The 24,999-nt window shown below is 52.0% G+C and carries 23 protein-coding genes and 1 pseudogene; 13 read left to right on the top strand and 11 right to left on the bottom strand.

The window, feature by feature from the left end; genetic code table 11:
* Window positions 1-7 precede the first annotated feature (7 nt).
* Window positions 8-751 carry a G1 family glutamic endopeptidase gene (locus tag A3842_RS19825; protein ID WP_074102482.1) on the top strand — a complete coding sequence of 248 codons (744 nt, stop codon included), beginning with the start codon at window positions 8-10 and terminating at the stop codon, window positions 749-751.
* Window positions 752-874: 123 nt separating this feature from the next.
* On the opposite strand, the gene pyk is transcribed toward A3842_RS19825, so the two are convergent.
* The 6 genes from pyk to A3842_RS19795 all read right to left on the bottom strand — a co-directional run bounded on the left by pyk (window position 875) and on the right by A3842_RS19795 (window position 9,254).
* The gene (pyk, locus tag A3842_RS19820; protein WP_074084019.1) at window positions 875-2,299 is read right to left on the bottom strand and encodes a pyruvate kinase; all 1,425 of its coding nucleotides are present in this window, start codon (window positions 2,297-2,299) and stop codon (window positions 875-877) included.
* Between the two features lie 330 nt (window positions 2,300-2,629).
* The gene (locus tag A3842_RS19815) at window positions 2,630-3,631 is read right to left on the bottom strand and encodes an acetyl-CoA carboxylase carboxyltransferase subunit alpha (protein WP_074102481.1); all 1,002 of its coding nucleotides are present in this window, start codon (window positions 3,629-3,631) and stop codon (window positions 2,630-2,632) included.
* A 1-nt stretch (window position 3,632) separates the two neighbouring features.
* Window positions 3,633-4,526: an acetyl-CoA carboxylase, carboxyltransferase subunit beta gene (gene accD, locus A3842_RS19810; protein WP_074084017.1), complete on the bottom strand. Its 894-nt coding sequence runs from the start codon at window positions 4,524-4,526 to the stop codon at window positions 3,633-3,635.
* Between the two features lie 75 nt (window positions 4,527-4,601).
* A complete protein-coding gene (locus tag A3842_RS19805) occupies window positions 4,602-4,790 on the bottom strand; it encodes a glutamate decarboxylase (protein ID WP_074084016.1) in 189 nt (62 codons plus the stop codon).
* Between the two features lie 146 nt (window positions 4,791-4,936).
* The gene (locus tag A3842_RS19800) at window positions 4,937-5,437 is read right to left on the bottom strand and encodes a phosphatidylglycerophosphatase A family protein (protein ID WP_074084015.1); all 501 of its coding nucleotides are present in this window, start codon (window positions 5,435-5,437) and stop codon (window positions 4,937-4,939) included.
* A 73-nt stretch (window positions 5,438-5,510) separates the two neighbouring features.
* A complete protein-coding gene (locus A3842_RS19795) occupies window positions 5,511-9,254 on the bottom strand; it encodes a DNA polymerase III subunit alpha (RefSeq protein ID WP_074102480.1) in 3,744 nt (1,247 codons plus the stop codon).
* 146 nt (window positions 9,255-9,400) lie between these two features.
* Here A3842_RS19795 and A3842_RS19790 point away from each other — a divergent pair, with 146 nt between their 5' ends.
* The 4 genes from A3842_RS19790 (at window position 9,401) to A3842_RS19775 (ending at window position 11,475) form a co-directional block, all read left to right on the top strand.
* Entirely contained in the window at window positions 9,401-9,724 is a 324-nt protein-coding gene (locus tag A3842_RS19790) for a YtrH family sporulation protein (protein ID WP_074084013.1), read from the top strand.
* 7 nt (window positions 9,725-9,731) lie between these two features.
* Window positions 9,732-10,235: a sporulation membrane protein YtrI gene (locus tag A3842_RS19785; RefSeq protein ID WP_074084012.1), complete on the top strand. Its 504-nt coding sequence runs from the start codon at window positions 9,732-9,734 to the stop codon at window positions 10,233-10,235.
* A 69-nt stretch (window positions 10,236-10,304) separates the two neighbouring features.
* The gene (locus A3842_RS19780; RefSeq protein WP_074084011.1) at window positions 10,305-10,592 is read left to right on the top strand and encodes a YtpI family protein; all 288 of its coding nucleotides are present in this window, start codon (window positions 10,305-10,307) and stop codon (window positions 10,590-10,592) included.
* A 31-nt stretch (window positions 10,593-10,623) separates the two neighbouring features.
* Entirely contained in the window at window positions 10,624-11,475 is an 852-nt protein-coding gene (locus tag A3842_RS19775) for a leucine-rich repeat domain-containing protein (RefSeq protein WP_074102479.1), read from the top strand.
* Window positions 11,476-11,634: 159 nt separating this feature from the next.
* On the opposite strand, the gene A3842_RS19770 is transcribed toward A3842_RS19775, so the two are convergent.
* Together A3842_RS19770 and A3842_RS19765 are read right to left on the bottom strand one after the other, a co-directional pair.
* Entirely contained in the window at window positions 11,635-12,969 is a 1,335-nt protein-coding gene (locus A3842_RS19770; RefSeq protein ID WP_074084009.1) for a DRTGG domain-containing protein, read from the bottom strand.
* A gap of 206 nt (window positions 12,970-13,175) precedes the next feature.
* A complete protein-coding gene (locus A3842_RS19765; RefSeq protein ID WP_074102478.1) occupies window positions 13,176-13,463 on the bottom strand; it encodes a hypothetical protein in 288 nt (95 codons plus the stop codon).
* A 175-nt stretch (window positions 13,464-13,638) separates the two neighbouring features.
* On the opposite strand from A3842_RS19765, the gene A3842_RS19760 reads away from it, so the two are divergent.
* Window positions 13,639-14,214 carry an LURP-one-related family protein gene (locus A3842_RS19760; RefSeq protein ID WP_218618690.1) on the top strand — a complete coding sequence of 192 codons (576 nt, stop codon included), beginning with the start codon at window positions 13,639-13,641 and terminating at the stop codon, window positions 14,212-14,214.
* 106 nt (window positions 14,215-14,320) lie between these two features.
* Here the strand turns inward: A3842_RS19760 and A3842_RS19755 are convergent, their stop codons facing one another.
* Entirely contained in the window at window positions 14,321-14,665 is a 345-nt protein-coding gene (locus A3842_RS19755; protein WP_074084006.1) for a YlbF family regulator, read from the bottom strand.
* A 137-nt stretch (window positions 14,666-14,802) separates the two neighbouring features.
* Here A3842_RS19755 and A3842_RS19750 point away from each other — a divergent pair, with 137 nt between their 5' ends.
* From A3842_RS19750 to A3842_RS19725, 6 genes are read left to right on the top strand one after another with little or no spacing between them, the layout of a single operon-like run.
* The gene (locus tag A3842_RS19750) at window positions 14,803-16,170 is read left to right on the top strand and encodes a YheC/YheD family endospore coat-associated protein (RefSeq protein WP_074102477.1); all 1,368 of its coding nucleotides are present in this window, start codon (window positions 14,803-14,805) and stop codon (window positions 16,168-16,170) included.
* A gap of 10 nt (window positions 16,171-16,180) precedes the next feature.
* A complete protein-coding gene (locus A3842_RS19745) occupies window positions 16,181-17,323 on the top strand; it encodes a YheC/YheD family endospore coat-associated protein (RefSeq protein ID WP_074084004.1) in 1,143 nt (380 codons plus the stop codon).
* Between the two features lie 40 nt (window positions 17,324-17,363).
* On the top strand, window positions 17,364-18,737 hold the full coding sequence (locus A3842_RS19740) for a YheC/YheD family endospore coat-associated protein (protein WP_074084003.1): 1,374 nt from the start codon (window positions 17,364-17,366) through the stop codon (window positions 18,735-18,737).
* Window positions 18,734-19,846: a YheC/YheD family endospore coat-associated protein gene (locus A3842_RS19735; protein WP_074084002.1), complete on the top strand. Its 1,113-nt coding sequence runs from the start codon at window positions 18,734-18,736 to the stop codon at window positions 19,844-19,846. Before A3842_RS19740 ends, A3842_RS19735 begins: the two co-directional genes overlap by 4 nt.
* A gap of 32 nt (window positions 19,847-19,878) precedes the next feature.
* Window positions 19,879-20,400 carry a GNAT family N-acetyltransferase gene (locus A3842_RS19730; RefSeq protein WP_074084001.1) on the top strand — a complete coding sequence of 174 codons (522 nt, stop codon included), beginning with the start codon at window positions 19,879-19,881 and terminating at the stop codon, window positions 20,398-20,400.
* On the top strand, window positions 20,382-21,512 hold the full coding sequence (locus A3842_RS19725; RefSeq protein ID WP_074102476.1) for a YheC/YheD family endospore coat-associated protein: 1,131 nt from the start codon (window positions 20,382-20,384) through the stop codon (window positions 21,510-21,512). Before A3842_RS19730 ends, A3842_RS19725 begins: the two co-directional genes overlap by 19 nt.
* Before the next feature lie 297 nt (window positions 21,513-21,809).
* Here A3842_RS19725 and A3842_RS19720 read toward each other — a convergent pair.
* A pseudogene (locus tag A3842_RS19720) lies at window positions 21,810-22,406 on the bottom strand (transposase); the annotation flags it as partial.
* Window positions 22,407-22,820: 414 nt separating this feature from the next.
* Between A3842_RS19720 and A3842_RS19715 the strand changes: the two are divergent.
* A complete protein-coding gene (locus A3842_RS19715) occupies window positions 22,821-23,030 on the top strand; it encodes an ImmA/IrrE family metallo-endopeptidase (RefSeq protein WP_371916012.1) in 210 nt (69 codons plus the stop codon).
* A gap of 258 nt (window positions 23,031-23,288) precedes the next feature.
* Here the strand turns inward: A3842_RS19715 and A3842_RS19710 are convergent, their stop codons facing one another.
* Window positions 23,289-24,383: a hypothetical protein gene (locus A3842_RS19710; RefSeq protein ID WP_074102474.1), complete on the bottom strand. Its 1,095-nt coding sequence runs from the start codon at window positions 24,381-24,383 to the stop codon at window positions 23,289-23,291.
* Between the last annotated feature and the right edge of the window lie 616 nt (window positions 24,384-24,999).

Here is a 24,999-nt window from a genome sequence, read left to right as displayed (position 1 = left end):
TGAAACTGTGAGCAAAGCTAATCTTTCAAAAGGTACACGGCCTTGTATTACGGATAAATCCCATGCAGGCAGAGCCCAAAGCACCGGTTTTGGCTGGACCTCCGGCAACTGGAGCGGGTATGCCATCTCAGGCAAAAGGGCTTCCTTCCGGCGGATTTCCGGTGAATGGACAGTTCCTTTTGTCAAACCCACTTCCAGTCCCACCTATTCCTCTGCCTGGATTGGAATCGACGGCTTCAGGAATAGCAGTCTGATTCAGACAGGAACCGGTCACGAATCCATAAACGGAGTTCTACACTACTATGCCTGGTGGGAAATTCTACCTGCAGCAGAGACTGTAATCCCGCTTCCTGTTTCTCCGGGGGACCACATGCGGGCTTCCATCGTCAAGCTTAGCAGCGGCAAATGGCGAATTACACTCTGCAACCTCAGCAAAACCTGGACTTTCCGTACTGTTCAGCGGTACTCCGGTCCGCAAACCTCTGCCGAGTGGATTTTGGAAGCGCCCCAGGTAGGAGGCAGCATCGGGGGACTGGCCAAAATGTCGCCCACCCGGTTCTTTTGCTGCCGGGTGAATGGAAAAAGTCCAAGACTTACGCCTGCCGACGGCGGAATCATGGTTCAGAATAAGGCTACAGTAGCTATTCCTGCCTGCGCTAATGCAAGCGGGGATGCCTTTATCGTCAAACGTGTCTATCGTAAAGGGAAACCTCTGATTCATTCCAGAAGCCCTATTTTTGTCCGATCTTAATGTACTTTCCCCAAAACTCTCCATTCAATATATAACATCCATATTAATAAAAAAAGCAATGGCGTCTTGCACCATTGCTTTTTGGGGATTCAATCATACATGGCTGAGACAGATTCCCGAAGACTAGTCAGCAGGGATCGTGTCTACTTTTACCAGGTTAGTGGAACCGGAACGTCCAAGTGGAATACCAGCTGTAATGACAACCAGATCTCCAGCTTTCACCAGACCGGATGCTTTACCGCCTTTAAGAGCAGTTTCGAGCAACTCGTCTGTCGAAGTAGCTTCCAATCCGTGAACCGGAGTTACACCCCATACGAGAGCCAGTTGACGCATAGTTCTTTCTTGTGTTGTCACAGCGATAATCTGTGATTTCGGACGGTATTTGGAAACCACGCGTGCAGTGTGGCCCGTTACAGTCGAAGAAATAATAGCCTTAGCATTCAGATCCAGAGCGGAGATCGCAACGGATTGGCTGATTGCTTCAGTTACAGTAGTTTCTTGAGCGATTTGCTGCTTCATGAAAATTTCACGGTGGTTCAATGCAGATTCAGCCTTCTCAGCAATGCGGGACATGGTGAGTACGGATTCTACCGGATATTTCCCGGCAGCTGTTTCACCGGACAGCATGATTGCATCGGTTCCGTCGAAGATTGCGTTCGCTACGTCACTCGCTTCGGCGCGGGTAGGACGCGGGTTACGCTGCATGGAATCCAGCATTTGTGTAGCAGTGATTACCGGTTTGCCGGCAATGTTACATTTTTGAATCATCAATTTTTGAGCCAAAGGCACATCTTCAGCTGGAATTTCTACACCAAGGTCACCACGGGCAACCATTAGGCCGTCTGAAGCTGCCAGGATTTCATCAAGGTTGTCAACACCTTGCTGGTTCTCGATTTTGGAAATGATTTGGATGTGGGAAGCGTTGTGCTTCTCAAGCAATGCACGAATTTCCAGAACGTCGCTGGCTTTGCGAACGAAGGAAGCGGCGATAAAATCGATGTCCTGTTCAATCCCAAAAATGATATCATTGGTGTCTTTTTCCGTAATGCCCGGCAGGGAGATTGCAACTCCTGGTACGTTAACGCCTTTTTTGCTCTTGATCGTACCGCCGTTAACAATACGGGTCTTGATTTCTGTGCCTTGAACGTCAACAACGGTAAGTCCGATTAGGCCGTCGTCGATCAGGATAGTGGATCCCACTTGAACATCGTTAGGCAGGTCGCTGTATGTGATGGAAATACGGTTTTGGTCGCCAAGGATTTCTTCCGTAGTCAATGTCAGATACTCGTCCTGAACCAGTTCAATCGGTTCTACTTCCAGCTTGCCTGTGCGAATTTCTGGTCCTTTGGTGTCGAGCAGGATAGCAACGGTTTTGCCAAGTTCTTTGGAAGCTTGACGGATCGTTTTGATCCGGTTGCCGTGCTCTTCAAAATCGCCGTGGGAGAAGTTCAGACGGGCTACATTCATACCGGCCAAAATCAATTTTTTGATATTCTCCAACGATTCACTAGCAGGACCAATCGTACATACAATTTTACTTTTCCGCATTAGGTTTTCCTCCGTTTTTTCGTTCTCTCTGTCTCACTTTTTCCAACTACAAAATCTACTATAAGGCATGCAATCTGCATAGGAACTTTGTCACATGTACCTTTTACTGCACCCTTATGAATATTACTGCAACTTGGACACAAAATCAATGTTGCAGCGACTTTTTACAGTAAATTTACTCCGGATTTTCAAAGATGGGCAACAAAATAAAAACAACCCCGGAGCGATCACAGGGTTGTTCTGATGGTAATAAATGTATACGGCTGCCCGTCCAGATCGAAGGCTGCCAAATCCCGATTTATGTCTAAAAGTGCAAATGGAAACTCATAATTAGTCGACGATTTGCACTTCGGCCTCAGCACTGATCAGCTCAGCCTCGGCTTCGGCAAACACACCAATTTTGCGGAATTTAAGGTAACGGTCCTCCTTGAGCTCAGCGCAGTCCATTCCCGACAACTCCTGCAAATGTCGCCATAAGGCATCCTTGATCGCCACAGCGGTCTCTTCGTAGTCACGGTGAGCTCCGCCTCTAGGCTCAGGAACGATCTCCTCAATCACTTCCATCTCCAGCAGATCGGCCGCTGTAATTCTCATGGCTTCCGCAGCCTGCTCCGCCTTGGAGGCGTCCTTCCACAGAATCGAAGCCGCGCCATTCGGAGAAATCGCTGAATAGATGGCATGCTCTAGCATCAGGACGCGGTTGCCCACCGCCATAGCCAAAGCTCCGCCGCTGCCGCCTTCGCCAATGATTACACAAATGACGGGTACCGCTAACTGCGACATTTCATACAGATTTCTCGCAATAGCTTCCGACTGCCCTCTTTCCTCTGCCGTATTGCCGGGGTAGGCCCCCTTGGTATCGACAAAGGTAATGACCGGACGGCCGAACTTCTCGGCCTGCTTCATCAGCCGCAGTGACTTGCGGAACCCTTCCGGGTGGGCACTGCCAAAGAAACGCAGAATATTCTCCTTCGTATCCTTGCCCCGCTGCTGGCCGATCACCGTAACGGGAGTCCCGTTCAGCTTGGCAATTCCGCCAACTACGGCGAGATCATCTCCGAACAGGCGGTCTCCATGCAGCTCAATAAAGTCGGTAAAGATCAGGCTCATCAGATCCATTGAAGTCGGACGGCCGTGATGCCGCGCCAGATGCATCTTCTGGGACGGCGAAATGTTAGAGTATATTTCATCTTCAAGCACACGGTAGCGTTCTTCAAGACGGGCGATTTCATCGCTGAAATCAATCCCTTTTTCTTCGCCGAACTGATTCAGTTCGGCAATTTTCTTGCGCATTTCTAACAGAGGCATTTCAAAAGGCAACTCTCCCGCCAACCTAAAAGCCCCCTTTCACATCGTGTAAATCCAGCAGCTTGGCAAGGGTTGCACGCATTTCCTTACGGTGCACCACCAGATCAAGCTGTCCATGCTGCAGGTTGAATTCAGCAGTCTGGAAATCGTCCGGCAGCTTCTGGCGGATCGTCTGCTCAATGACAATCCGTCCGGCAAAGCCGAAAACCGCTCCTGGTTCGGCGATGATAATATCGCCCAGACTGGCAAAGCTTGCCGATACACCGCCCGTTGTCGGATCGGTAATCACGGAGATATACAGCCCGCCAACCTCGCCAAACCTGGCAAGCGCGGCACTGGTTTTGGCCATTTGCATCAGACTGAGGATGCTCTCCTGCATCCGGGCACCGCCCGACGTGGAGAAAATCAGCAGCGGCAGTCTCTTCTCGGTGGCTTCTTCCACCGCACGGGTAATCTTCTCGCCGACTACCGAGCCCATGCTGCCGGTAAAGAACTCAAAGTTCATCACAGCCACAATTACAGGATGGCCGTTAATGGTTCCCTGGCCTGTGATGACAGCTTCAACCTGTCCCGTTTTGGATTGCTGCTGTTCCAGCTTAGACGCATAGCCGGGAAACTGCAGCGGGTCCACAGAGGCCATTTCACTATCAAACTCAATAAACCCTTCAGGGTCCAGCGTCATTGCGATCCGTTCGGAAGCGTTCAGGCGCATATGGTAGCCGCAGGAAGGGCATACCTTCAGGTTCTTCTCCAGCTCCTTGCTGTACTGGATCGTTCCACATTTACTGCACTTGCTCATTAGCCCCTCGGGAATCTCCCGTTTGGGCCGTTCGCCTTCCGCCGATCCGCCGGTCCGCTCCACACGTTCTGAAGGAATGGTCGCGTACTTCCGTTTTTTCTGAAATAAATCTTTGAACAAGGGTCGCACCTCTTCAGCCGTTTATTTGCGTATACAGCAGCATGCCGCTGTTATGACTGTAATCTAAATGTTATCTCAGGGATGCAGAATCAGATTAAGGACTTCCTGCACTTCCTCAAGCTCACCTGAAGGAACCAGAATCTCAAACTGCTGCTTGGACATATTAATCGGACGGCATTTTATCAGAAATCCTTCTTCCGCAAGCTTGCTCTGAATCATATCCGCCACTCTGGCGGTCGGCGCTATATAGATTACCGTCCACATGCCCTGCAAAGCCTCCCTAATCTTAATTCCCAGCCGTATCCCGTATAATGGAATCATGATAACACAGTTTTCTTTTTTCCCGCAACAGGAGCAGAGCGATAGAATTCAGACCAGGGGGCATCATCCGGCGTTTCCCGTGCAGGTAATTATTCCGTCCCGTTGATATGGGGATATACCTTTGCTCCTTCGTGCCGGTGAGCAATTCTTGCTGAAGCTGCCGCTGCAATTCCGGCGACAAGATCATCCAGAAAAACGTGGATGCTCCCTTTATCATCGTTCAATTTCCCGATAATTCCCAGCTTTATTTTGTCAAGATATCCGAAACCTGTCAGCCCGATCATCCCATATACGCCCGTAATGCCGAGTGCCAGCGTCTCATCTGCACCGTAAAGCGATTCATCGGCTTCCAGTACCGCCTGGAGCGGCTGGGGAAGCAGACGTTTTTCCGCCAGTTCATCCAGCGCAACACCGGTCATCAGCGTGTACTGGACCTCTCTTTTGCCGAGCACTGCCTTGACACTGGACAGACACTCTTCCTCCGTTAAATCCGCATAATAAGCCGATTGCAAAATATATACGATCTCAGCAATGGACGACAGGGATACTCCCCTGCGCTCCAGCAGCTCTGCTGCCATTTGATAGGACATGATGACCTTCCCCTTTCCGCACGGGCCTTGCCCTGTGGTTTCCTAATGTATGCGGAAAAGGGCGGAAATGTTCTTATTTTATTCGGACGGTCCCGGTTCCCATCATCGCCTCGATAGCTGCAACCAGCTCGTCCGAGGGCTTAATCCGGTAGCCGTCGCTGAGCGCCAGCAGCTTCTGGTTCCGCTCATAGAACAGCAGGGTGTCAGCCGGGCCAGGGTGGGTCTGCAGCAGCGCCTGGAGACGTGACAGGAGCGCTGGATTCTCAGCAGCTGGCGTGATCTTGATAAAGACACGCTGGCCGCTGCCCGCTGCCCCGGAGTCCCGGGCAGCGGCCTCTCCGGCGGCCGGGCCGGGCTGGCCGCCGGGTCCCTGCGCCGGACGCGGGGCGGCGGCTGCAGCCGCGCCCGGCGCTGACGCAGCCGCGGGCGCAGCAGCGGCTCGCGGCGCTGCAGTAGCCGGCGGGGCCCCGCCGCCGGCATTGCTGCGGAGGGCGCCGGTGCCGCCGGCGCCCGCTAGCTGCGCCGGAGCCCCGCCGGGCGCTCCGGCTGTGGCCGCCCGGCCGGGGCCTCCGGCCCGGGCGGCGGCTGCGCTGCGGCGCTGCAGCAGGCCGCGGAGCGTGTCCGCGCCAAGCGGCGCGACCTCTTCGGCCAGCAGCTTGAAGCCCTCGTCTTCCTGCTGCACCTTGGCGCGCAGGGCCAGCAGAGCGCCCTTCACGATCAGGGCGCGGCTGCGTTTCCAGACCTCAGGGAAGAGTACGACCTCGCAGCGCTCGATCTGGTCTTCCCATTCCACGAAGGCCATTGCCTTGCCCGCCTTCGTGGTGATTTCCTTGACGGACACGACCATGCCTGCGGTCACGGTCTGGCTCTCATCCGCGGCTTCGCCCAGATCCATGAGCCGCTGCATGCCCGGCTCCTCAAGCAGCTCTGAGGCATCGTCCAGCGGATGCCCGGACAGGTAGAGCCCGAGCAGCTCGCGCTCCAGCTCCAGCTGCTGGGTAACCGTGAAATTTGGAATATCCGGGTAGCGGATTTCCCAGTTCGGCGTTTCTATCAGATCGTCGAAGAGCTGAATCTGCAGTTCGTCGCGTTCCTTGCGCCACTTCAGCGCGGCATCCACGGTCTCGTCCAGCATGGCAAGCAATTGGGCGCGATGGCCTGGAAGCCGGTCGAATGCTCCAGCCTGCAGCAGAGACTCCACCACCCGTTTGTTGCAGACACGAAGATCCACACGGCGGCAGAAGTCGAGCAAGCTGTCAAACGGCCGCTCCTTGCGGACCTCCATAATATTCTCCACGGCCAGGGTGCCGACATTCTTGACGGCTGCCAGTCCAAAGCGGATATGCCCTGCACCTTCGCCCGGGACGGGAGTGAACAGCACTCCGCTCTCGTTGACATCCGGAGGCAGCACACCGATACCGCTGCGGCGGCATTCCAGTACATATTCCGCCACCTTGCGGTGGGTGCCCATCACAGCCGTCAGCATGGCTGCCATGAACTGGACGGGATAATGAGCCTTGAGATAGGCCGTCTGGAAAGCCAGCACGCCATAGGCCGCTGCATGGGCGCGCGGGAAGCCGTAGTTGGCAAACCGCACAATCATGTCATAGACAGCATTGGCATCCGCCTCTGTATAGCCCTGCTGGAGGCTGCCCTGCACGAAATGGCCGCGCTCCTTGTCAAGCGTCTCCCGCTTCTTCTTGGAGACCGCCCGGCGCAGCAGGTCCGCTTCTCCGAGCGAAAATCCTGCCATCAGCGAGGCGATCTGCATGATCTGCTCCTGATAGACGATGATGCCGTAGGTATCATCCAGGATCTGCTTCAGATCGGCATGCGGATACTCCACTTCGATCTGGCCATGCTTGCCTGCGATATATTTAGGGATGAACTCCATCGGACCGGGACGGTACAAAGCCACCACCGATACGATATCCTCGAAGCCTGTAGGCTTCATATCTTTAAGAACACGCCGTACGCCTGCAGACTCCATCTGGAAGACCCCGGTGGTTTCTCCTGCGCTCAGCATCTCATAGGTTAGAGGATCATCATCCGGAATGATGCGGAAATCCGGAGCACTGCCGGTCATTTCCGTAATCCAGTTCATGCTGCGCTCAATAATGGATAGCGTGCGCAACCCCAGAAAATCCATCTTCAGCAGACCCACGCTCTCCAGATGCTCCATGGAGTACTGGGTTAGCGCTGTGCTCTCATTGCCAGCCTGAAGCGGTACGGCATCGGTCAGGGGCCCCTTGGAGATCACGACACCTGCCGCATGGGTCGATGCATGGCGGGGCATGCCCTCAACCTTCATCGCCATGTCAAGCAGGCCTTTGATCTTCAGATTGCTGTCATAGAGCGCCTTCAGCTCCGGTGCCCCCTCCAGCGCCCGGGTGATGCTGATTCCCAGTTGCCCCGGGATCAGCTTCGCCGCTTTGTCCACCTCGTTATAGGGCAGATTGAGCGCCCTTCCCACGTCACGCACTGCCGCTCTGGCAGCCATCGTTCCGAAGGTAATAATCTGCGCCACATGCTCTTTGCCGTATTTATCCACCACATAAGCGATAACCTCATCCCGGCGCTCGTCGCTGAAGTCGATATCAATATCCGGCATCGTAATACGCTCGGGATTAAGAAACCGCTCGAAGAGCAGGTTGTATTTCAGCGGGTCCACATCAGTAATCCGCAGGCAGTAGGCGGTCAGGCTGCCTGCGGAGGAACCTCTTCCCGGACCTGTAACAATCCCGTTGCGATGGCAAAAGGCAATGAAGTCCCATACGATCAGAAAATAATCGCTGAACCCCATGTTCTCAATCACGCCCAGCTCATAAGCCAAGCGCTTCCCGGCTGCTTCCTTCTCTTCTGGCGAAGACCAGCGCGGCGTATCCGCATAGCGGGCTTCCAGCCCGCTCCAGCAGAGCTCACGGAGATAGGCGGCAGCATCCATGCCTTCAGGCAGCGGAGAATAGGCCGGCAGGATATGCTCGCCAAAGGTCAGCTCCAAATTGCACTTCTCGGCGATTTGGAGTGTGTTCGCCAGCGCCTGCGGCACATGCGGGAACAGCGCGGCCATTTGCTCACCGCTCTTGAGGAATAGCTGGTCGGTTCCAATCTTCAGACGCTCCTCGTCATCAACGGTCTTCCCGGTGCCGATGCAGATCAGCACATCCTGGACCTCGGCGTCCTCTTTGGCCAGATAATGGACATCATTCGTGGCTACCAGCGGGATGCCGCATTCGGAAGCGAGGGCAATCAGTTGCGGGTTCACCCGCTTTTGCTCGGGAATCCCGTGATCCTGCAGCTCCAGATAGAAATCCTCGCCAAAAATCTCCTTGTACCGCAGCGCCGCTTTGCGTGCCTCTTCTTCGCGTCCATGCAGCAGATGCTGCGGGACCTCACCGCCAAGACAGGCGCTTAAGCAGATGATACCCTCGGCATGGGCGGCAAGGGATTCCATATCAATGCGCGGCTTATAGTGCTGGCCCTCCAGATGTCCGATGGACACCAGCCGCATCAAATTTTTGTATCCGGTCTCATTCTTCGCGAGCAGGATCAGATGGTAGATCGGCTGATCCTTGCGGCTGCCCCGCTCACGGCGCGAGCCTGCGGTCAAATAGGCTTCACAGCCGATGATCGGCTGGATGCCGCTGGCCTTGCACGCTTTATAAAAGGGGATGGCCCCATACATTACTCCATGATCCGTAAGCGCCAGCGATTTCATGCCGTATTCGCCGGCCCGGCGCACCAGATCTGTAATGCGTGCCGCCCCGTCCAGTAAACTGTACTCGCTGTGCACATGCAAATGCACGAAAGGGCTCATATCCCCACTTCCCTTCAGGTTCCAAAATCAAAACATAAGATGAAACTATTTTATCATATTCAAGGGGGAGCCGCCCATAGAATGAAGAAAGAGCACAAGGACAGGCTGAGTCAAGTACGGCCTGGTTCGGAAAGGGGCCTTTTTGTATGAATATTTTTTTGAGCAAAGCCGTCCTCGATTTCTTTATTGCTTTCGGGATTGTGCTGGGAGGAGCCATGCTGGGCGGCATGGGGGCAGTAGTCTCGCTGCAGCCGCCGACACAAACTATGCTGGACGTGGCCGACCGGATTAAGATCTGGGCACTTGCCGCCGCCGTCGGCGGAACTATCGACCCGATGCGGGTCATTGAGAGCAACATGCTGGGCGGCAATCTCTCACCAGCCATCAAGCAAGTTCTTTATTTAGTCTTCGCCTTTCTAGGCGCTCATATGGGCAGCGAGCTGGTCAAATGGGTGTGCGGCAAGGGGTGAGCAGGATATGAGGGTTCCTCCCTTCCAGCGCTACCGCCGCTTTTCGCAGATTTCCGCCGTCTTTGTGCTGGGAATGGTTGTGGGAAGCGTCATGTATAACGCCATTTTTCATATGGGCTATAATGTGCTCTGGCTGAATAACCAGGCTCTCCGCGTGCAGATCGAGCAGTACCGCAAGGATATCCAGACACTCAAGAAATACAACAACACCTCTACTGTGATCCGGGAAATCAAATTGCGCACGGAGGAAAGCACAGGGAAAGAAGGCACTGCACCCCTCGATCCCGTCACCATGAAGGAAATTATCCGCAAAATGAGTACAGACCTTGAGCCGATGCGCGGGCGCAGCATGTTCGATATTGACACTGACGGCAAGCTGGCCCGGCTTCTTTTGGACGGCAAAATCTACATTGTGCGCGAGAAGGAATACGCTGTCCGCATCCGCACGATGCTCGTCATGGAAGGCGTACTGCAAATCTGGGTTGAAATCGGTCCCTATAGACGCAGCTGAGGACAATCATGGTACAATAGTTGGCAAAACACGGCTTTTACCATCCGGCTACAAAGGAGCTGCCTGTCCATGATTCTGTTCATCAAATATGTGCTGTTCATCCTGATGATGGTCTGTTTGATTGGTGCCGCCGTCTACAGCTTCTATTCCCGCAGAGCACAGGACCCGCTGGAAAAAGGAGTCAAACGCTCTATCATGAACATTCTGCTTGGCGCCATGCTGGTGTCGCTCTCCCTGATCTGTATGTTTGTGTTCCGCGGCTCCACGGTCAATGTGATTATCGAGGCAGTGTTTCTACTGATTGGGGCATTCAACATTTTTTCCGGGCTGCGAAGCTATGGATTCTACAAAGCTTGAAAAATGAAGAAGATACTCAGGAGGTAACACTGTGAAAATCGATGGATCCCACAGCAGGCTGGCAGCAATGCCGGATCTGGATCAGCCCTTAAGTGAAGTAACCGACTTGAATCTCTATGACAATATGTTCAGCAGCATTCCCGATGAGGTATTCCTGATGCACAATCTGGAAATCTTAAATCTATCAGTCAATAGGCTGCTGAGCATTCCACCTGAAATCCAAACCCTCTGCAAGGTCAAAATGATGGATTTCGGTCATAACCAAATCGAAACGGTCCCGGCAGAAATTGGAAAGCTGGCACAGCTGGAGGATTACCTCTATCTTCATAACAATCGTCTCCGCACCGTCCCTCCTGAAATAGGACAACTGGAAAAGCTGAAATATTTGAACCTTAGCGATAATTCACTTACGGAATTACCTGCTGAGCTTGGCGGTCTTACCAGAATGGTCGAACTGCGGGTTATGAACAATCATTTAACTGCCTTACCCGAAGCTTGCGGAAAACTCGTTAACCTTAGGGAACTGCATCTCAAAAAAAACCGTCTCTCCGGACTCCCGGAGATATTTGGCGGACTGACGCTTCTCCGGGTAATGGATGCTGAAGATAATCAGTTGCTTCATGTGCCGGAATCTTTAACCGAATGTACCAGGCTGCGGAGGCTGAATCTGCGGAATAACCGGCTTTCCGTGCTCCCTGAGAGAATCGGACGATTGACGAATCTATTGGAGCTGGATCTGAGAAGTAATCATCTGATGGAAATCCCCGAATCTTTACTGGAAATCAAGGGGCTGGAACGCTTGGACCTGCGCTGGAATCAGGAGTTGACCGTTCCGGGCTGGCTGCGAAGGCTGGAGGACAACGGTTGTATCGTATATTTGTAATGGGTGGTATCGCAAAAAGACTATCTCCGGCCTGCGCACGGGATAGTCTTTTTGACAAGTATAGCAGGACTGACGTTTAAAAAGAGTCCATAGTTGAATCTAGTCGCAGCCGGCAATTGATTAGCACTCGCTTGTCTGCTTAACGGAAAACCGCGGCCATTAGCCATGATCTATCGACTGCAGTAGCAGCACCGCTTTGGCGACAAGAGTTTCCAAGTGGCTGATTTCGATTTCCATTTTGCAGGACCGGCGGCTAATTTCCAGCAGCTTCGGCATCACCATAATCGAGTGCTCGATTTGAACCGGACGGATAAAGTAGGTAGACATGTTATCGAGCACATAATCATTGCCTGTGATATCCTTGGCCGCCTTGAAGGCGGAGAGCGTCATCAATGTTGACAATACGCCTTCGGAGATAGTCCCCAGGTCCGTTGCCATCTGCGGGGTAATAAAGCCATGGAAAAACAGCTTCCCCTCTTCGTCCCGCTCATCGGCAAAGCCGTTCCAGATCAGATGATCGAAGGTTTCTCCGAGCTGAGGCTGGTTGCTGACGTCCCGCAGGCTCTGCAGCACCTCTCTGCGGGTCAGTGAGCCGACCAGCTTGCGGTTGCGGTCAACAATCGGCAGGAAGTCAATACCCTCCCACATCATAATCTGAGCCGCCGATGCCAGCGAGGTCTGAAGCCCGGCAGTAATCGGGCTGCGGATCATGGCTTTCTCAATACTCAACCCCTCGGCATGCTCCTCTACATCGCGGCGGCCCACGATCCCAATGACCCGGTTCCACTCATCCGTTACCGGGAAGCGCTGTTCCCCGCTGTCTAAGGACAGCTGACGGAGCTCGCCGACCGTACTGGAAATTTTGAGTGTGTTCAGGCGGGGCTTGTTATCTACGATATCTTCAACCAGCATAATTTTCTTCTTGATCAGCCGGTCAAAAATCGCCCGGTTAATCATCGATGCCACTGTAAACGTATCATGCCGCGAGGAAATCACAGGCAGATCCAATTCATCGGCCTGTGCCTTGACTTCACGGCTTGTCCCGAAGCCCCCGGTCACCAGCACCCCTGCTCCCTGCTCTAGTGCAAGCGAGTGCACATCCTCACGGTTCCCGACGATCAGCAGGCTGTCCGCATCAATATAGCGGATCATCGCATCCACCTTCATGGCACCAATAACATATTTATGCAGATGTTTGTTCAGTCCATCCGCTCCGCCCAGCACATGGCCTTCTACGATATCAACCACATCCCCGAAGGTCAGCTGGTCGGAGATGTTGCGGGGTTTCTTTTCCACCCGGACGGTGCCGATCCGCTCCTTGGTAATGACGATGCCGAGGTTCTCGGCTTCCTTTACTGCACGGTATGCCGTACCTTCACTGACACCCATTTCCTTTGCCAGCTTGCGGACGGAAATTTTGGTCCCTACCTTCAGGCTTTCGATGTGTTGCAGCAGTTGTTCATGTTTGGTTATGTTATCGACTTGACCTTCCAACTGTTACACCCCCATGCTCCGATCTGTACTATTCTGTACCCATTATACACGTTTGGAACACAGGAGCACAACCGCTTGTCCGGGCATTTAGATGGCATGGATTGTCCAGTGGAAAACCTGATGTTCGCTGGGGGACCATATGAAAAATCCCCCGATCCCGCTGCTATAGCGGACTCAGAGGATGAACATATCTGCTATGCCGATACTCAAGATCTTTGCGACACTCTGGCCGGTTCATCCTTCCACTTGCTCTGCCACTGCTCCAGCTTATGCTTGCGGACAGCCTCCAGCCGTTTGTGCTTCTCTTCATCCACGCCGATAATGAAATGCAGATGTGAAGCAATGACCAGAAAGGCAAAAATACACCAGACGACACCGAAACCAAGCACCCAGCCGGGGCCGTTGTGAAAAGACAGCTGCGGCAGCGCGTAGAGCAGCATGGCCAGTGCCGCCAGCATGTAGATGACATGCTTGAATTTGTTTCTTTTTTTCATGAAGACCGCTCCTTTTCTCCCAAGAGTTGTTCAATTGAATCTATATCTCTACTCTATGAACCCGCTAACTGAATTATGAGACAAGTTATGAAAAAACATATGAAGTTGAAGTTTTGCTTATAGCAAGGACCGCTGTGTTATGAGATGATGGATGCATTCCAGGGAGGGATTTCCATTGAACAATGCATTTAACTATTCCGAGTACATAATCCGTAAAAAGGTATTCTCCATCATGGGAGCCAAACTGCATATCTACAACAGTTCAGAGGAGCTTGTGCTGTATTCGCAAATGAAGGCTTTCAAGCTGAAAGAAGATATTGCCATCTACAACGATGAGAGTATGACAACGGAACTGCTGCGCATCAAGGCGCGCAATGTCATTGATTTCAGCGCCACCTATGATGTGCATGACTCGGAGACTGGCGAACATCTCGGCGCACTGCGCCGCAAAGGGCTCAAATCGATTGTGAAGGATGAATGGATTCTGCTGGACAGCCACGATTCCGAAATGGGATTGATCAAGGAAGACAGCGCTCTCATGGCGCTGCTGCGGCGTTTCATTACACTGATTCCGCAAAAATATAACATTGAGCTCAGGGACGTTACCATCCCTGCTTTCCGGCAAAACTTCAATCCCTTTGTCACCAAAATTATCGCCGACTTCTCCGAGGACCGCAAAGGCCTGCTTGACCGCCGTCTCGCTCTGGCTGCCGGGATTCTGTTGTGCGCGGTGGAGGGGAAGCAGGATTAGCCTACAGCTGCTGAAATTAGGTTGAAACTACAAAACGGGGGTCGTCCTCCAGCCGCATAGGCTGAAGGACGACCCCCGTTTTTTCATGATGGTGCAGGCTGAGAGATTACTGTGCCCCGCCGTACATTTGCGACAGGCTGTCTGTAATGATTTTGTTCACATCCTCAATAACCACGCTGAGGCGTCGTTCCGCATCGAACAATCTGCGGATGCCCAGATTCAGGTTCAGCACCTCGAACAGCTTCTCCATCTTCTCCATTTCCTCCTGTGGAGGCATTTCTCCGCTCATCATCCGCTGCTGCAGCTCAATCTGGTTCTGGCGGAAGTTATCGAGCATACGCTTGCTCTCCTGATCCGCTTCAATCACCTTCATTGCGCTTGCGATATCTGCGACCTCGCTGCTGTCTTTAATGGCACGCGCCAATTCATGCGCCTTGTCGATTACGTTCATATTAGTTCCTCCTAAAGTTTTGTGAGTATAAAGAATAGGTCAATCACCAAGGGTCAGATGTCTCCATATGATGAATGATATGTAACCCTAAAGATTCAATAGCCGGCATCATGCTGCCTACCGGAAGGAGATCCACGATGTCTAAGTTCAAGATCCCGGTCCAAACGGTCCACTCGGGCATCCTGCAGGAAAACGCTGTAATGCTTGGCGACAAATCCATGAAGAGGCTCAAAATACCGGCGCATGGTTCCATCCAGCTCACCTTCGGGTCATTGCGGCAGGAGGTTACCGTCATTCCGGTTCCCAAAACCGACAGTCTGCGTGTCAGTGAAGCACTGGCCCGCCGGCTCGGGCTCAGACAGCGGCTTACGCTCAATGTCTCCTACAGCTCGGGAAGCCGCACCTTGCGCCTCGGGCCGATGATCGGTGTACTGGTGAGCCGTGACTACCCGGATCATCCTGACCGTTTGTTCGGCCCGATCACCATGTTCTGCCGGGAGCTTACCAATGCCTGCCATGCGCAAGGCGCCTATGTCTATTTCTTCACCCCTGAAGCACTGGAATCGCGCAGCTCTTCCATTCAGGGCTGGGTATATGATGAGGGCTGGCGGAAGCTGAGTCTTCCTGTTGCCGATGTGATCAACAATCGGCTTACGACGCGAAAGGTAGAGAACAAACCTAGCGTACAGCATTTTCTGGCCGATGTAAAATCCCGCTATGGTACACATTTTTTCAATGAAAAATTTCTTGACAAGACAGAGGTGTTTGAAGCGCTGGCGCAAGATGCCACGCTGCAGAGATATTTACCGGAATCCCATGCCCTGAAAGGTTTTGCGGTGTTAAAGAAAATGTGCGGTACCTATAACAGTGTGTTCCTCAAACCAGTTCGCGGCAGTCTCGGCAAAGGGATTCTGCGCATTTCCAAGGAAGAGGGCGGTGGTTACCAGCTGTTATCCACTACCCCGCTGGGTACCCGCAAACAAAGTTATCCCAGCCTGACCAAGCTGTTCCAGTCCTTCGCTCCCAAGATGAAGACCACGCGTTATCAGATTCAGCAGGGTCTGAACCTGATGGAGCTGGGGCGGCGGCCTGTCGATTTCCGCGCCCTTGTGCAAAAGAACGGTACCGGCAAATGGGGCGTTACCTCCATTGTCGCCCGTACGGCTGGCAGCAATCATTTCGTCTCCAATCTGGCCCGTGGCGGGACGCTTAGCACTGTACGGGAAGCGATCACCAAGAGCAATCTGCCTTCTGGCGTAAAAGAGAGCTCGCAGGTCCAGCTGCCCCGGGCGGCTCTGGCTATCGCCAGAGGTGTAGAAACATACATTCCCGCGCATTTCGGAGAGCTGGGTATCGACCTCGCTCTGGACCAATCCGGGAGAATTTGGCTTTTGGAGGTCAATTCCAAGCCTTCCAAGAACGACAATACCCCGCTGAACGATCAGAAGATCCGGCCTTCTGTGAAGCAAATGATTCTATATTGCCGCTATCTGGCCGGGTTATAAGGAGGACATCATGTCGGAGACAGCATTGGGGTTCCTGGGCATTATGACAGGGCGAAGCCATGGGAATCCCCCTATCGCAGAACCGGAGTTCTGCACAAGGCTTTGCCGGGCGGCCCCGCTGTATGATCTCCAGGTCATTGTGTTCCACCCGTATGGCGTAGCCAGCGACGGCCGAACCGTCAGCGGATATACCTGGGAGGATGGGCAATGGAAGTCTGCATGTACCTCTGCCCCGGATGTCCTGTACAATCGTTGCCTGATCACAAGTCCGCAGGAAAAAAGAGCAGCTTCCTCCGCCTTGGCCGCCCTTTCACGCTCCCTCCCCTGGTCGCGCGGAATTCCGGATAAATGGGGTGTCTACGAAATACTCCGGCGCAGCCGAAGGGCTGCCGGGCTTCTGCCCGAAACCCGGCTCTACAAGGATACCGGGGAGCTCGGAACCATGCTTGCGGAAAGAGAACAAGGCGTGTTCCTGAAGCCACGGGCCGGCTCGCACGGCAAACGCACGCTTCATGCTGTAAGGTTGCCCCGAAGCAAAGGCGGAGGCATTAGCCTTCGCGGACGGGATGGGGTGAACCTTCCTTTTCAACATGTGTTCGGCTCGCTGGATGAAGGTCTGGGCTGGGTCCAGGATTTCACCGGCTCGCGCCGCTATATTATACAGCCTTATCTGCAGCTGACAGACAGTTGCGGCCAGCCGTTCGATGTGCGTGTGCTTATGCAAAAGAACGGCCATGGCGCCTGGATGCTGACCGGCATGGCTGTTCGGCTGGGCAGACCAGATTCACTTACTTCGAATCTGCATGGCGGTGGGACAGCTGTCGCTCCGCTGCCGTTCCTGCTTGCAGAATACGGTAAATCCGGAGAAGAACTGCTGCAGGAGCTGGCCGCGGCAGCAGCTCTTCTGCCTCCCTTGCTGGAGGAGGCCTGCGGCAGACTCGGTGAGCTGGGTCTCGACTTCGGCCTGGATCCCGCCGGCAGAATCTATCTGCTTGAAGTCAATTCCAAACCAGGGCGCACGGTGTTCCGGCTGACGGGCGACCGCCGGGCTGCTAGGCTCGCCGCCGAGAACCCGCTGCGCTATACCAGGCATCTGCTGCTTACTTCAGCGGCGAACACCCGGGTGTTCGCCGCTGGACCGCTCCGTTATTAACGGGAGAATGAAATCAATGGTTCCTAAGGAGGATTCATAAATGGGTCTCACTTTTTGCAATGTTCATTTTACCAAGCAGCCCCAAAGAGTAGTCTACGTCTCGGGTGAACTGATGAGAAGCCTAAAACTGACCGGTAAGAAAAATATCCGCCTGCGGCTGGGCAAAGATGCGATCCCGGCGATGATTAAGCCGATCAAACGTGCCGGTAAACATCTTTTTCTCGCCTCGGGTGTGAAGAGTGCTATCAAAATTCCAAATTCCGGCGGCGTCTATCTGCGAAATTTGCAGAATGATGAAGTTCAGCTCGGTCCGCTTGTCGGCGTGTTGTCCGACGGTCAGTCTTCTTCGACACAGCCTTTTGGCTCCCGTACCGGCTTCATTAAACAGCTGCTGCGGGAAGGAAGCAACAAATGCTATATCTTCGCGTTTATGCCGCGGGACATTGACTGGCAGCAGGAGCAGGTCAATGGCTATTTCCTGAACGCCAGCGGTAAATTCGAACGCAAGCTGGTCCCGCTTCCGGATGTCGTCTACAACCGGCTCCCCAGCCGGAGAGCTGAGACTTCTCCCTACATCAACCAGCTACGTGAACGTTTTGGACGGAAGAAGATTCCTTATTTCAATTGGAGTTTTTTCAATAAATCGGATGTTTACCGGCTGCTTGAGAATGACAGCGCGGCGAGTCGCTTCGTGCCTGAAACACACAGCAACCCAAGCCCCGAGCAAATGCGGGATATGCTCGACCGCCATCATTTCGTATATTACAAACCTTCGGCGGGCAGCCTGGGGCACGGGATCTACCGGCTGACCTACCTGCCGAAGAAGGGCTACTTCGCCCGCTACCGGAAGAATGGCAAAAATGTGCTTCTGCGCTTCGCCAGCTTCGACAGCCTGATGCGGATGCTGCGGGGCCGGCACGGCCAAAGTCTGCAAAGCTATGTAGTGCAGCAGGGCATCCGGCTGATTGAAATTGACAGCTGCCCGATCGACTTCCGTTTTCACATGCACAAGAACGGCAGCAATCAGTGGGTTGTCGTCGGGATCGGTGCCAAAAAAGCCGGTCGGGGCAGTGTCACCACCCATCTTAAGAACGGCGGCGCACTGCTCACTCCGCAGCAGGCTCTGGGGCGAGTCTTCGGGGATAGAGCCGACGAAGTACTGCAGCGGGCCAAAACAACGGCTGTCAAGCTTGCCGAATCTCTGGAGATACAGCATAGGCATCTGCTCGGTGAAATCGGTTTTGACCTTGGCATTGACCAGGATGAGGACATCTGGATGTTTGAGGCAAACGCCAAGCCGGGACGCTCAATCTTCCGCCATCCTTCCCTGCGCGCTGAGGGCAAAGCTTCCGTCGAGCATATTCTGGAGCATTGTCTGTACCTCAGCAAATTCCGCAGGAGGGATGAATTGTGAACAGCCGAATTCCCGACCCCGGCAAACCTGTGATTGCCATTCTGACAACCAGCGACCGGCTGCGGCAGTTCCGCGGCAACCGCGAGAACTTCCGTGATATTATCCGTACCGGCAAGGAAATGGGATATTGGGTGTATGTCGTCACCGTCCGCGATCTGAAACTGGATGAGCGGATGGTGAACGGCTACGTCCCCTCCCCCAGCGGCAAGATCTGGTACAGTACTCCCATGCCGCTGCCGCAGGTCATATATAACCGGATACCCAACCGTGAAGACGAGGAAAAAGCACCTGTCGCCCGCAAAATAGCAGAATGTCTGGAGCATCCTGAAATCCACCTTTACAATCCTAGTTTTTTTAATAAGTGGAATTTGTTTGAATGGTTGAAGGAATCACGTGCCACCTCTAAGCATGTGCCCAAAACAAGACGACTGCGCAGTGCAAATACGCTGGTTGCGATGCTGAAGAACCATGACAGCCTCTATCTCAAACCAGAGAACGGAAAAGCGGGCAAAGGGATCATGCGTCTGAAGTACCGCCTGGACACCAGCCTCCCTTTCCGCCTGCAAATTCAGAGCGGCAAAAAAAATGTGACCTATAAAGCAGCCTCCATTGAACGTCTCTGGGCACGGATCGGACGGGAACGGGGAGGCTCACGCTACATTGTACAGCAGGCGATTGCGCTTGCTGCACACCGCGGCCGCCCTTTTGATCTGCGTGTGCTTCTTCAAAAGAACGGCAAAGGGGCCTGGGCGGTAACCGGAATCGGTGCACGGCTGGCGGGGGCCCGGAGCATTACGACCCATGTTCCGCGCGGGGGCAGCATTGAGGAGCCTGCCACCATGCTGGAAGGCACCTTCGGTACCGAGCGGACGGCAGCTATTCTGAAGAATGTCCCTACGACCGCACTGCTGATCGCCCGGCAAATTGAACGGGCATCGGAAACCCGGCTTGGAGAGATGTCCATGGATTTGGGTGTGGATGAGGAAGGCGGACTGTGGTTCTTCGAGGCCAACTCCCGTCCGATGAAATTCGATGAGCCCGCGATCCGGAAGCTGTCGCTCGAACGGATCTTTCACTACGGACAGCATCTGTCCCGTCAGAGCAAGTAGCCTAAGAAATCCAGTAAAGGAAGTGACACACCATGCAGATATCCTCCATTTATGACACTGATCCGGTGCGGTGGAAAATCAGGCTGGCGGGTTTGCTGGAGTTCTTGAGGGAGCACGGTGAGCGGCGAATCACACTTCGCGGTTGCAGAGTGCTGGCCCGGCTCACACCGGAGCAGCTGTCACAGCCTGGTGTGTCTCTGCTGGTTGCCACGGTACGCGGCCAGAACGGACGACAGCTTGCCGGCGTCAGCTTCGTGTCCGGCTTCGGCAAGGATGCCAGCCTTGTTGCCGTCCATCCCTTGTACCGGAACCGTCATACCGGAACGGCGTTGCTGTCCGCACAGCTCGAACGCCTGGGCAGTCTGGAATGCACAGTAGCCTGCGACAATACAGCAAGCTTGAAGATGTGCTTCAATACTGGGCTTGTAGCGGTGGCTCTAAACGATGGCCCTACCGGCAAACCCACACTACTGCTCCGTTCGCCGTTTCTCCCAGGCAGCCCGTCCATAACTCTTCCACAAGAAGGTGAACTCCTGTGCCAGAACCCGTCTTAGGCATCCTTACGCTCTATTTGAACGAAGCGAGGCAGCTTGAAGAGAAAAGCGTATACCGGAGGATGATTATTGAAGGCAGCCGGATTGGCCTGGATGTCTTTGTTTTCACCCCCGCCGATGTTCATGCCAGCAAAGATCAGATTAATGCTCTCGTCTACGATGTGAAAAGCGGAACATGGTCGCGCAAATGGCGCTCCCTTCCGCATATGATCTATGACCGCTGCCGGATTCAGCGCAGTGAGCGGTTCCAGCAGCTGCTGCGCTTCCGCGCGCGGTACAATCACCTGACCTTCCTGAACCGGCCGCTGCGCAATAAATGGACCGTCCACCAGACGTTCTCCCAGCGGAGCCGCTTCCGGCAGCACATGCCGGAAACGTTGCTGTATCAGTCCTCCGCTGACCTTCACCGGATGCTGAAATCCAGTCCGGTGGTCTATGTCAAGCCCATTAACGGCACGGGTGGACGCGGCATCCTGCGGATTGAACGGCAGGGCCAAGGTAAATCCCTCTACGATATCCAGGGACGCCGCCAGAGCCGGGAGATCATCGCGCCCCGGAAGGTGTCGCTGAGCCGCCTGGATTCCATTGTGCGCCAGTGGTGTCTCGGCGGACGCTTCCTGGTGCAGCAGGGTATCCCGCTGCGCCTACCGAGCGGACGCTACCACGATTACCGCATGCTTGTGCAAAAGAATGGCCAGGGCGTATGGGAGCTGACCGGCATGGCCGGCCGCGTGGGCGCCGCCCGCAGCGTCACCTCGAACCTGCACGGCGGCGGCCATGCCATCCGCGCTGAGATCCTGCTGAAGCAATGGCTCGGCAGCGAAGAAAAGGCCGGCAAAACCATGAAGACCGCAGAGAAGCTGGGCCTCGATGCCGCAGCCTTTCTGGAGGAGAGCTTCGGTGCCTTGTGCGAGCTGGCGCTGGACCTCGCCATTGACCGCGAGGGACACATCTACGTGCTGGAGGTTAACCCCAAGCCCGCCCGCGAGGTCTTCGCCCGCTCCGGCGACAGCGGCACCTACCGCAAAGCGCTGATGCGCCCGCTGGAATATGCAATGTGGGTGTATAAGAACAAGAACACGCCGAGTTCGGTAAAGAAGGTTGAGGAATAGAAGATGTTCTTCGACACAACAACAGCCCCTCCACAGGTATGCGGAAGGGGCTGTTGTGTGTGGATTGTGCTTTAATCAGCTTCAATCCATAACGGATTTAATGAAAATCAAATTAACCATCTAATAAATAAATATTACCGACGCAGCTATTGATCGTGGATCAGTTTTGCAAATAGAGCATTTTGCATAATTCAATTTTCGATACAAAGTCATAGTCAGGCCAACATCCAAAGCTCCATTTTTGAGTTTTGGGTTGCAAATGGGCAGACGGACAGAATTTCAATGAATCTGAAATTTTTAAGCGGCGTTCTGTACTTGTTGCCTCGCGATGGCCAGAGCAGAGGCAAGTAACACAATCGCATTTAAATATTGGTGGGTAGTGACTTTTTGAATCCCCCAAACATGGAGTTGGTCTGCGGTTAAATAGGTCTTCATTCGAGAATTACATCGTTCCACTCTGGTTCGTTTATTGTAAAGTTCCTTCCAGCCTCGGCTTTCCCGATGCGGCAGAGCATAACGCCGGAGATCCGTTTGACTGTTGACTTTAACCACCATGCCATAATTGGAGGACGAACAAGCAGCCATGCCCAAAGGACAATCCACTTGACCTGTCGCATGTGGACAACGGAATTTTAAATGTACCTTTTCCTGTCCCCAATACGTCATGGGAAATCCCATTGAACAACAGGGCGTGCCTTTGCGGGTCATTCCTGCTGGCGGTTCCTTCTCATTCCGCGGATTCAGCGGAATGATGGCTTGGGCCTTGACGTTCCGGGCCGCCTCGTAGTTTTTCATTTGGTCATAGCCCGCATCCAGCATGAAGAATTTCGCTTTAGATCTCGCAGCGGCAAGCGTCATGAGCGCAGGCCCTTCATCTCCATCGTTCACATGGGCTCCTCGGGGTGAAGGATTTCTCAATTCTTTGGCGTAAGGTCGTAAGTCCAATGCACTGAAAAAGATGGGCAGTCGTTCTTTGGATTCGATTTTTTGAAGCTCTTCAAAGGAAAATAGACTTTCTTGGAGAATATACAAAAGGGGCTTCCTCCTCTTGAGTGTTTTGGTTTGGTCACCAAAAAACTTCTCCAAGTTGGGGTGAAGTCCTTTTTTATATCCAAAATTCCTTTGTGTAACAAGGGCTTGGATTATTGCAAAATGCTCAATAGAATAAAAAGTGGACACCCGTTAAGCGGATCTTCCCGGTAAAGATGTCATCTATCGTTTTTAGAATCAAGCTTCTTTTGCTTGGCGGCGCTTTTTGCAGACCTTAAGTCTTCAAATTGTGCAGGGCTCTTTGAATTGTTGGGTGACATGTTAGGCTACTACAATTCCAGTCGTCGATTACAGATGATACATATCAATAACACTGCCTCTCAGCAGGATCAACGTTTCACTTGTGCTCATGAATTAGGGCATGTCATTTTACATCCGAACGTGAACACTCCTTTTCTCCGAAGACTCACTCTTATTCTGTGGATCGGATTGAACGGGAAGCCAATCAATTTGCAGTGGAGTTGTTAATGCCGCATTTAAAGAAAATTCCTGATTTTGAATTATAAATATATCTAATTGTTATCACCGGGAAAGAAATACTTTTTTAATAGAACAGGCTATGGTATGCGACTTCCGTCGCATACCATAGCCTGTTTTTTAGAAAATCATACCTAAAATCCAGAGAATTCAAAGAACCTGGAAAACTTCTACATCCATAGAATTGACCCTTAGAGCTACCACACTTTGCAACCCCCATGGTTTGCACACGCCAAATTAAAATTCATATTATCTATAATAATATCTTAGGGCACTATCACTTACATAATAAGGACATGTGGTATAGTAATGTTGAACAAGTCCCAATTGCCCCCATTTAGAAGTCACATAATATCCAGTTTTTCTTCCTAAACTGGTTACTACACCTGAATGTTCATTTCCAGCTGTACTATAATAGACTTTGCCTCCCACGGATGGAGAAGAACTTTGATCATAGCTCCCATCAGTCATATAAGAATTTGGATAATTCATCCAATATGGATTACTTGTCGATTGGCTATACCATGCGTAGGAGTGGCAGTTATAAATTGATGTAGCAGAGCTTAATAGGGTAGCGCTTGAATAATTAGTTGCTACATAATTATTAGCCGCTTTTTTTTCAGCAGAAGACAATTGCTCAGCACTCTTATCAACCTGTACTGCCGTACCTTTTGGTGTATACACAGTATAACTTGACATTGTACCTTCGCTTATTCCTTGTTTTTCTGCCATTACCGAATAGGAACTTGCTGCAGTCAATCCATAAATATTCTTTTGGGATTGTTTTTGGAAATATTTATTCTCCACTTCTTTTTCTAACTTTTCAGTCTCAGATGTGTTGAGTTTTTTTTGTATTTCATCTTGTCTTAAAATTATTTCCATATTAGATAAATCAAATATTTGTTTTGAAGTAACTGTTTTCGCATCATTTGCTACAGGCATTTGTTGATACTTTTCAATAAGTTTATTAGGTGCATCCTCTCTTTGGTATAACTCTTGAATTCCGTTAAACGTTTTCGATACCGCATCAATACCTTGTTGAAGAGTATCATACGCATAAATATCCATTAAAAGCGGATAGTTCAACACTGTTTCTATTAACTCGTTTGTTGTTAATTTCTTCAGAGTATCATCGGGAATTTGAGATACCTCTATCATTTTTGTGTGATCAGTTAATTCATTCCATGAACTTGTTCCAGGTTTTATAGGATAATCATAACCTATTGCTGCTGTATGTAATTCATTGGTCTCGTTGGCATAGGCAGGAATTGAAAACAAACTAACACAAACTAAAACAGATAGAATTACAGAAAGGAAAGAAATAGATTTTTCTTTAATTTTCATTTGAATCCCCTCTCAAATTGTTAGTTTTTCGTGATTTGTTATTACAGCATGACAAGAATGTTAATTATCTCTATAGCTAAACTCTAATTTCTTATGTTTCCCACCTCCCTCAGTTAATAGCTGATTATTCTTCGCTATACCGTATGATAGATATGGTTTGATAGGGTATTGGCACAATTGACATTGAGAGCTCAGATTGCAGTGGTATTCTCAAAATCCAAGAAAAACAAGGATTTTGCATCACCGGATTACTTCTCCCCCTTGCCCTTCCTAAATTTCACGTAATAAAACAGCCTTCTTAGAGCGCGTTTGATTCGATAACAAATGCGTATTTATATTCACCATTCCCCCAGAATGCATCTATTATAAAACCTCTAAATACAGTTTTATCTTTCTTATAGTAGGAACTCAATCGAGATGCAATGTGTGTTTCTAATTTAAAGCTATAAATTCCTTTCTTTTTGACGTATGGAACCTCGACTATTTCTTTAGGAGTATATAAATAATCTCCATTCGAATTAATTAATCCATCACTTATGGAAAGTTTGTCAGGTGGTTTCTATCCAAAATCCAGCGAAATTTCATCACCACTTTTTAAAAATTTAATTTTTTTTGA

The organism is Paenibacillus sp. P3E (assembly GCF_001909045.1).
Taxonomy (GTDB): Bacteria; Bacillota; Bacilli; order Paenibacillales; family Paenibacillaceae; genus Paenibacillus_AQ; species Paenibacillus_AQ helianthi.
This window is presented reverse-complemented; position numbering and strand designations above follow the sequence as displayed.

Coding starts and splice junctions, on each gene's coding strand:
- pyk (WP_074084019.1), bottom strand. CDS start 2,299: ATGCGGAAAAGTAAAATTGTATGTACGATTGGTCCTGCTAGTGAATCG.
- A3842_RS19805 (WP_074084016.1), bottom strand. CDS start 4,790: ATGTGGACGGTAATCTATATAGCGCCGACCGCCAGAGTGGCGGATATG.
- A3842_RS19800 (WP_074084015.1), bottom strand. CDS start 5,437: ATGTCCTATCAAATGGCAGCAGAGCTGCTGGAGCGCAGGGGAGTATCC.
- A3842_RS19795 (WP_074102480.1), bottom strand. CDS start 9,254: ATGAGCCCTTTCGTGCATTTGCATGTGCACAGCGAGTACAGTTTACTG.
- A3842_RS19790 (WP_074084013.1), top strand. CDS start 9,401: ATGAATATTTTTTTGAGCAAAGCCGTCCTCGATTTCTTTATTGCTTTC.
- A3842_RS19785 (WP_074084012.1), top strand. CDS start 9,732: ATGAGGGTTCCTCCCTTCCAGCGCTACCGCCGCTTTTCGCAGATTTCC.
- A3842_RS19780 (WP_074084011.1), top strand. CDS start 10,305: ATGATTCTGTTCATCAAATATGTGCTGTTCATCCTGATGATGGTCTGT.
- A3842_RS19765 (WP_074102478.1), bottom strand. CDS start 13,463: ATGAAAAAAAGAAACAAATTCAAGCATGTCATCTACATGCTGGCGGCA.
- A3842_RS19755 (WP_074084006.1), bottom strand. CDS start 14,665: ATGAACGTAATCGACAAGGCGCATGAATTGGCGCGTGCCATTAAAGAC.
- A3842_RS19750 (WP_074102477.1), top strand. CDS start 14,803: ATGTCTAAGTTCAAGATCCCGGTCCAAACGGTCCACTCGGGCATCCTG.
- A3842_RS19745 (WP_074084004.1), top strand. CDS start 16,181: ATGTCGGAGACAGCATTGGGGTTCCTGGGCATTATGACAGGGCGAAGC.
- A3842_RS19740 (WP_074084003.1), top strand. CDS start 17,364: ATGGGTCTCACTTTTTGCAATGTTCATTTTACCAAGCAGCCCCAAAGA.
- A3842_RS19730 (WP_074084001.1), top strand. CDS start 19,879: ATGCAGATATCCTCCATTTATGACACTGATCCGGTGCGGTGGAAAATC.
- A3842_RS19715 (WP_371916012.1), top strand. CDS start 22,821: ATGTTAGGCTACTACAATTCCAGTCGTCGATTACAGATGATACATATC.
- A3842_RS19710 (WP_074102474.1), bottom strand. CDS start 24,383: ATGAAAATTAAAGAAAAATCTATTTCTTTCCTTTCTGTAATTCTATCT.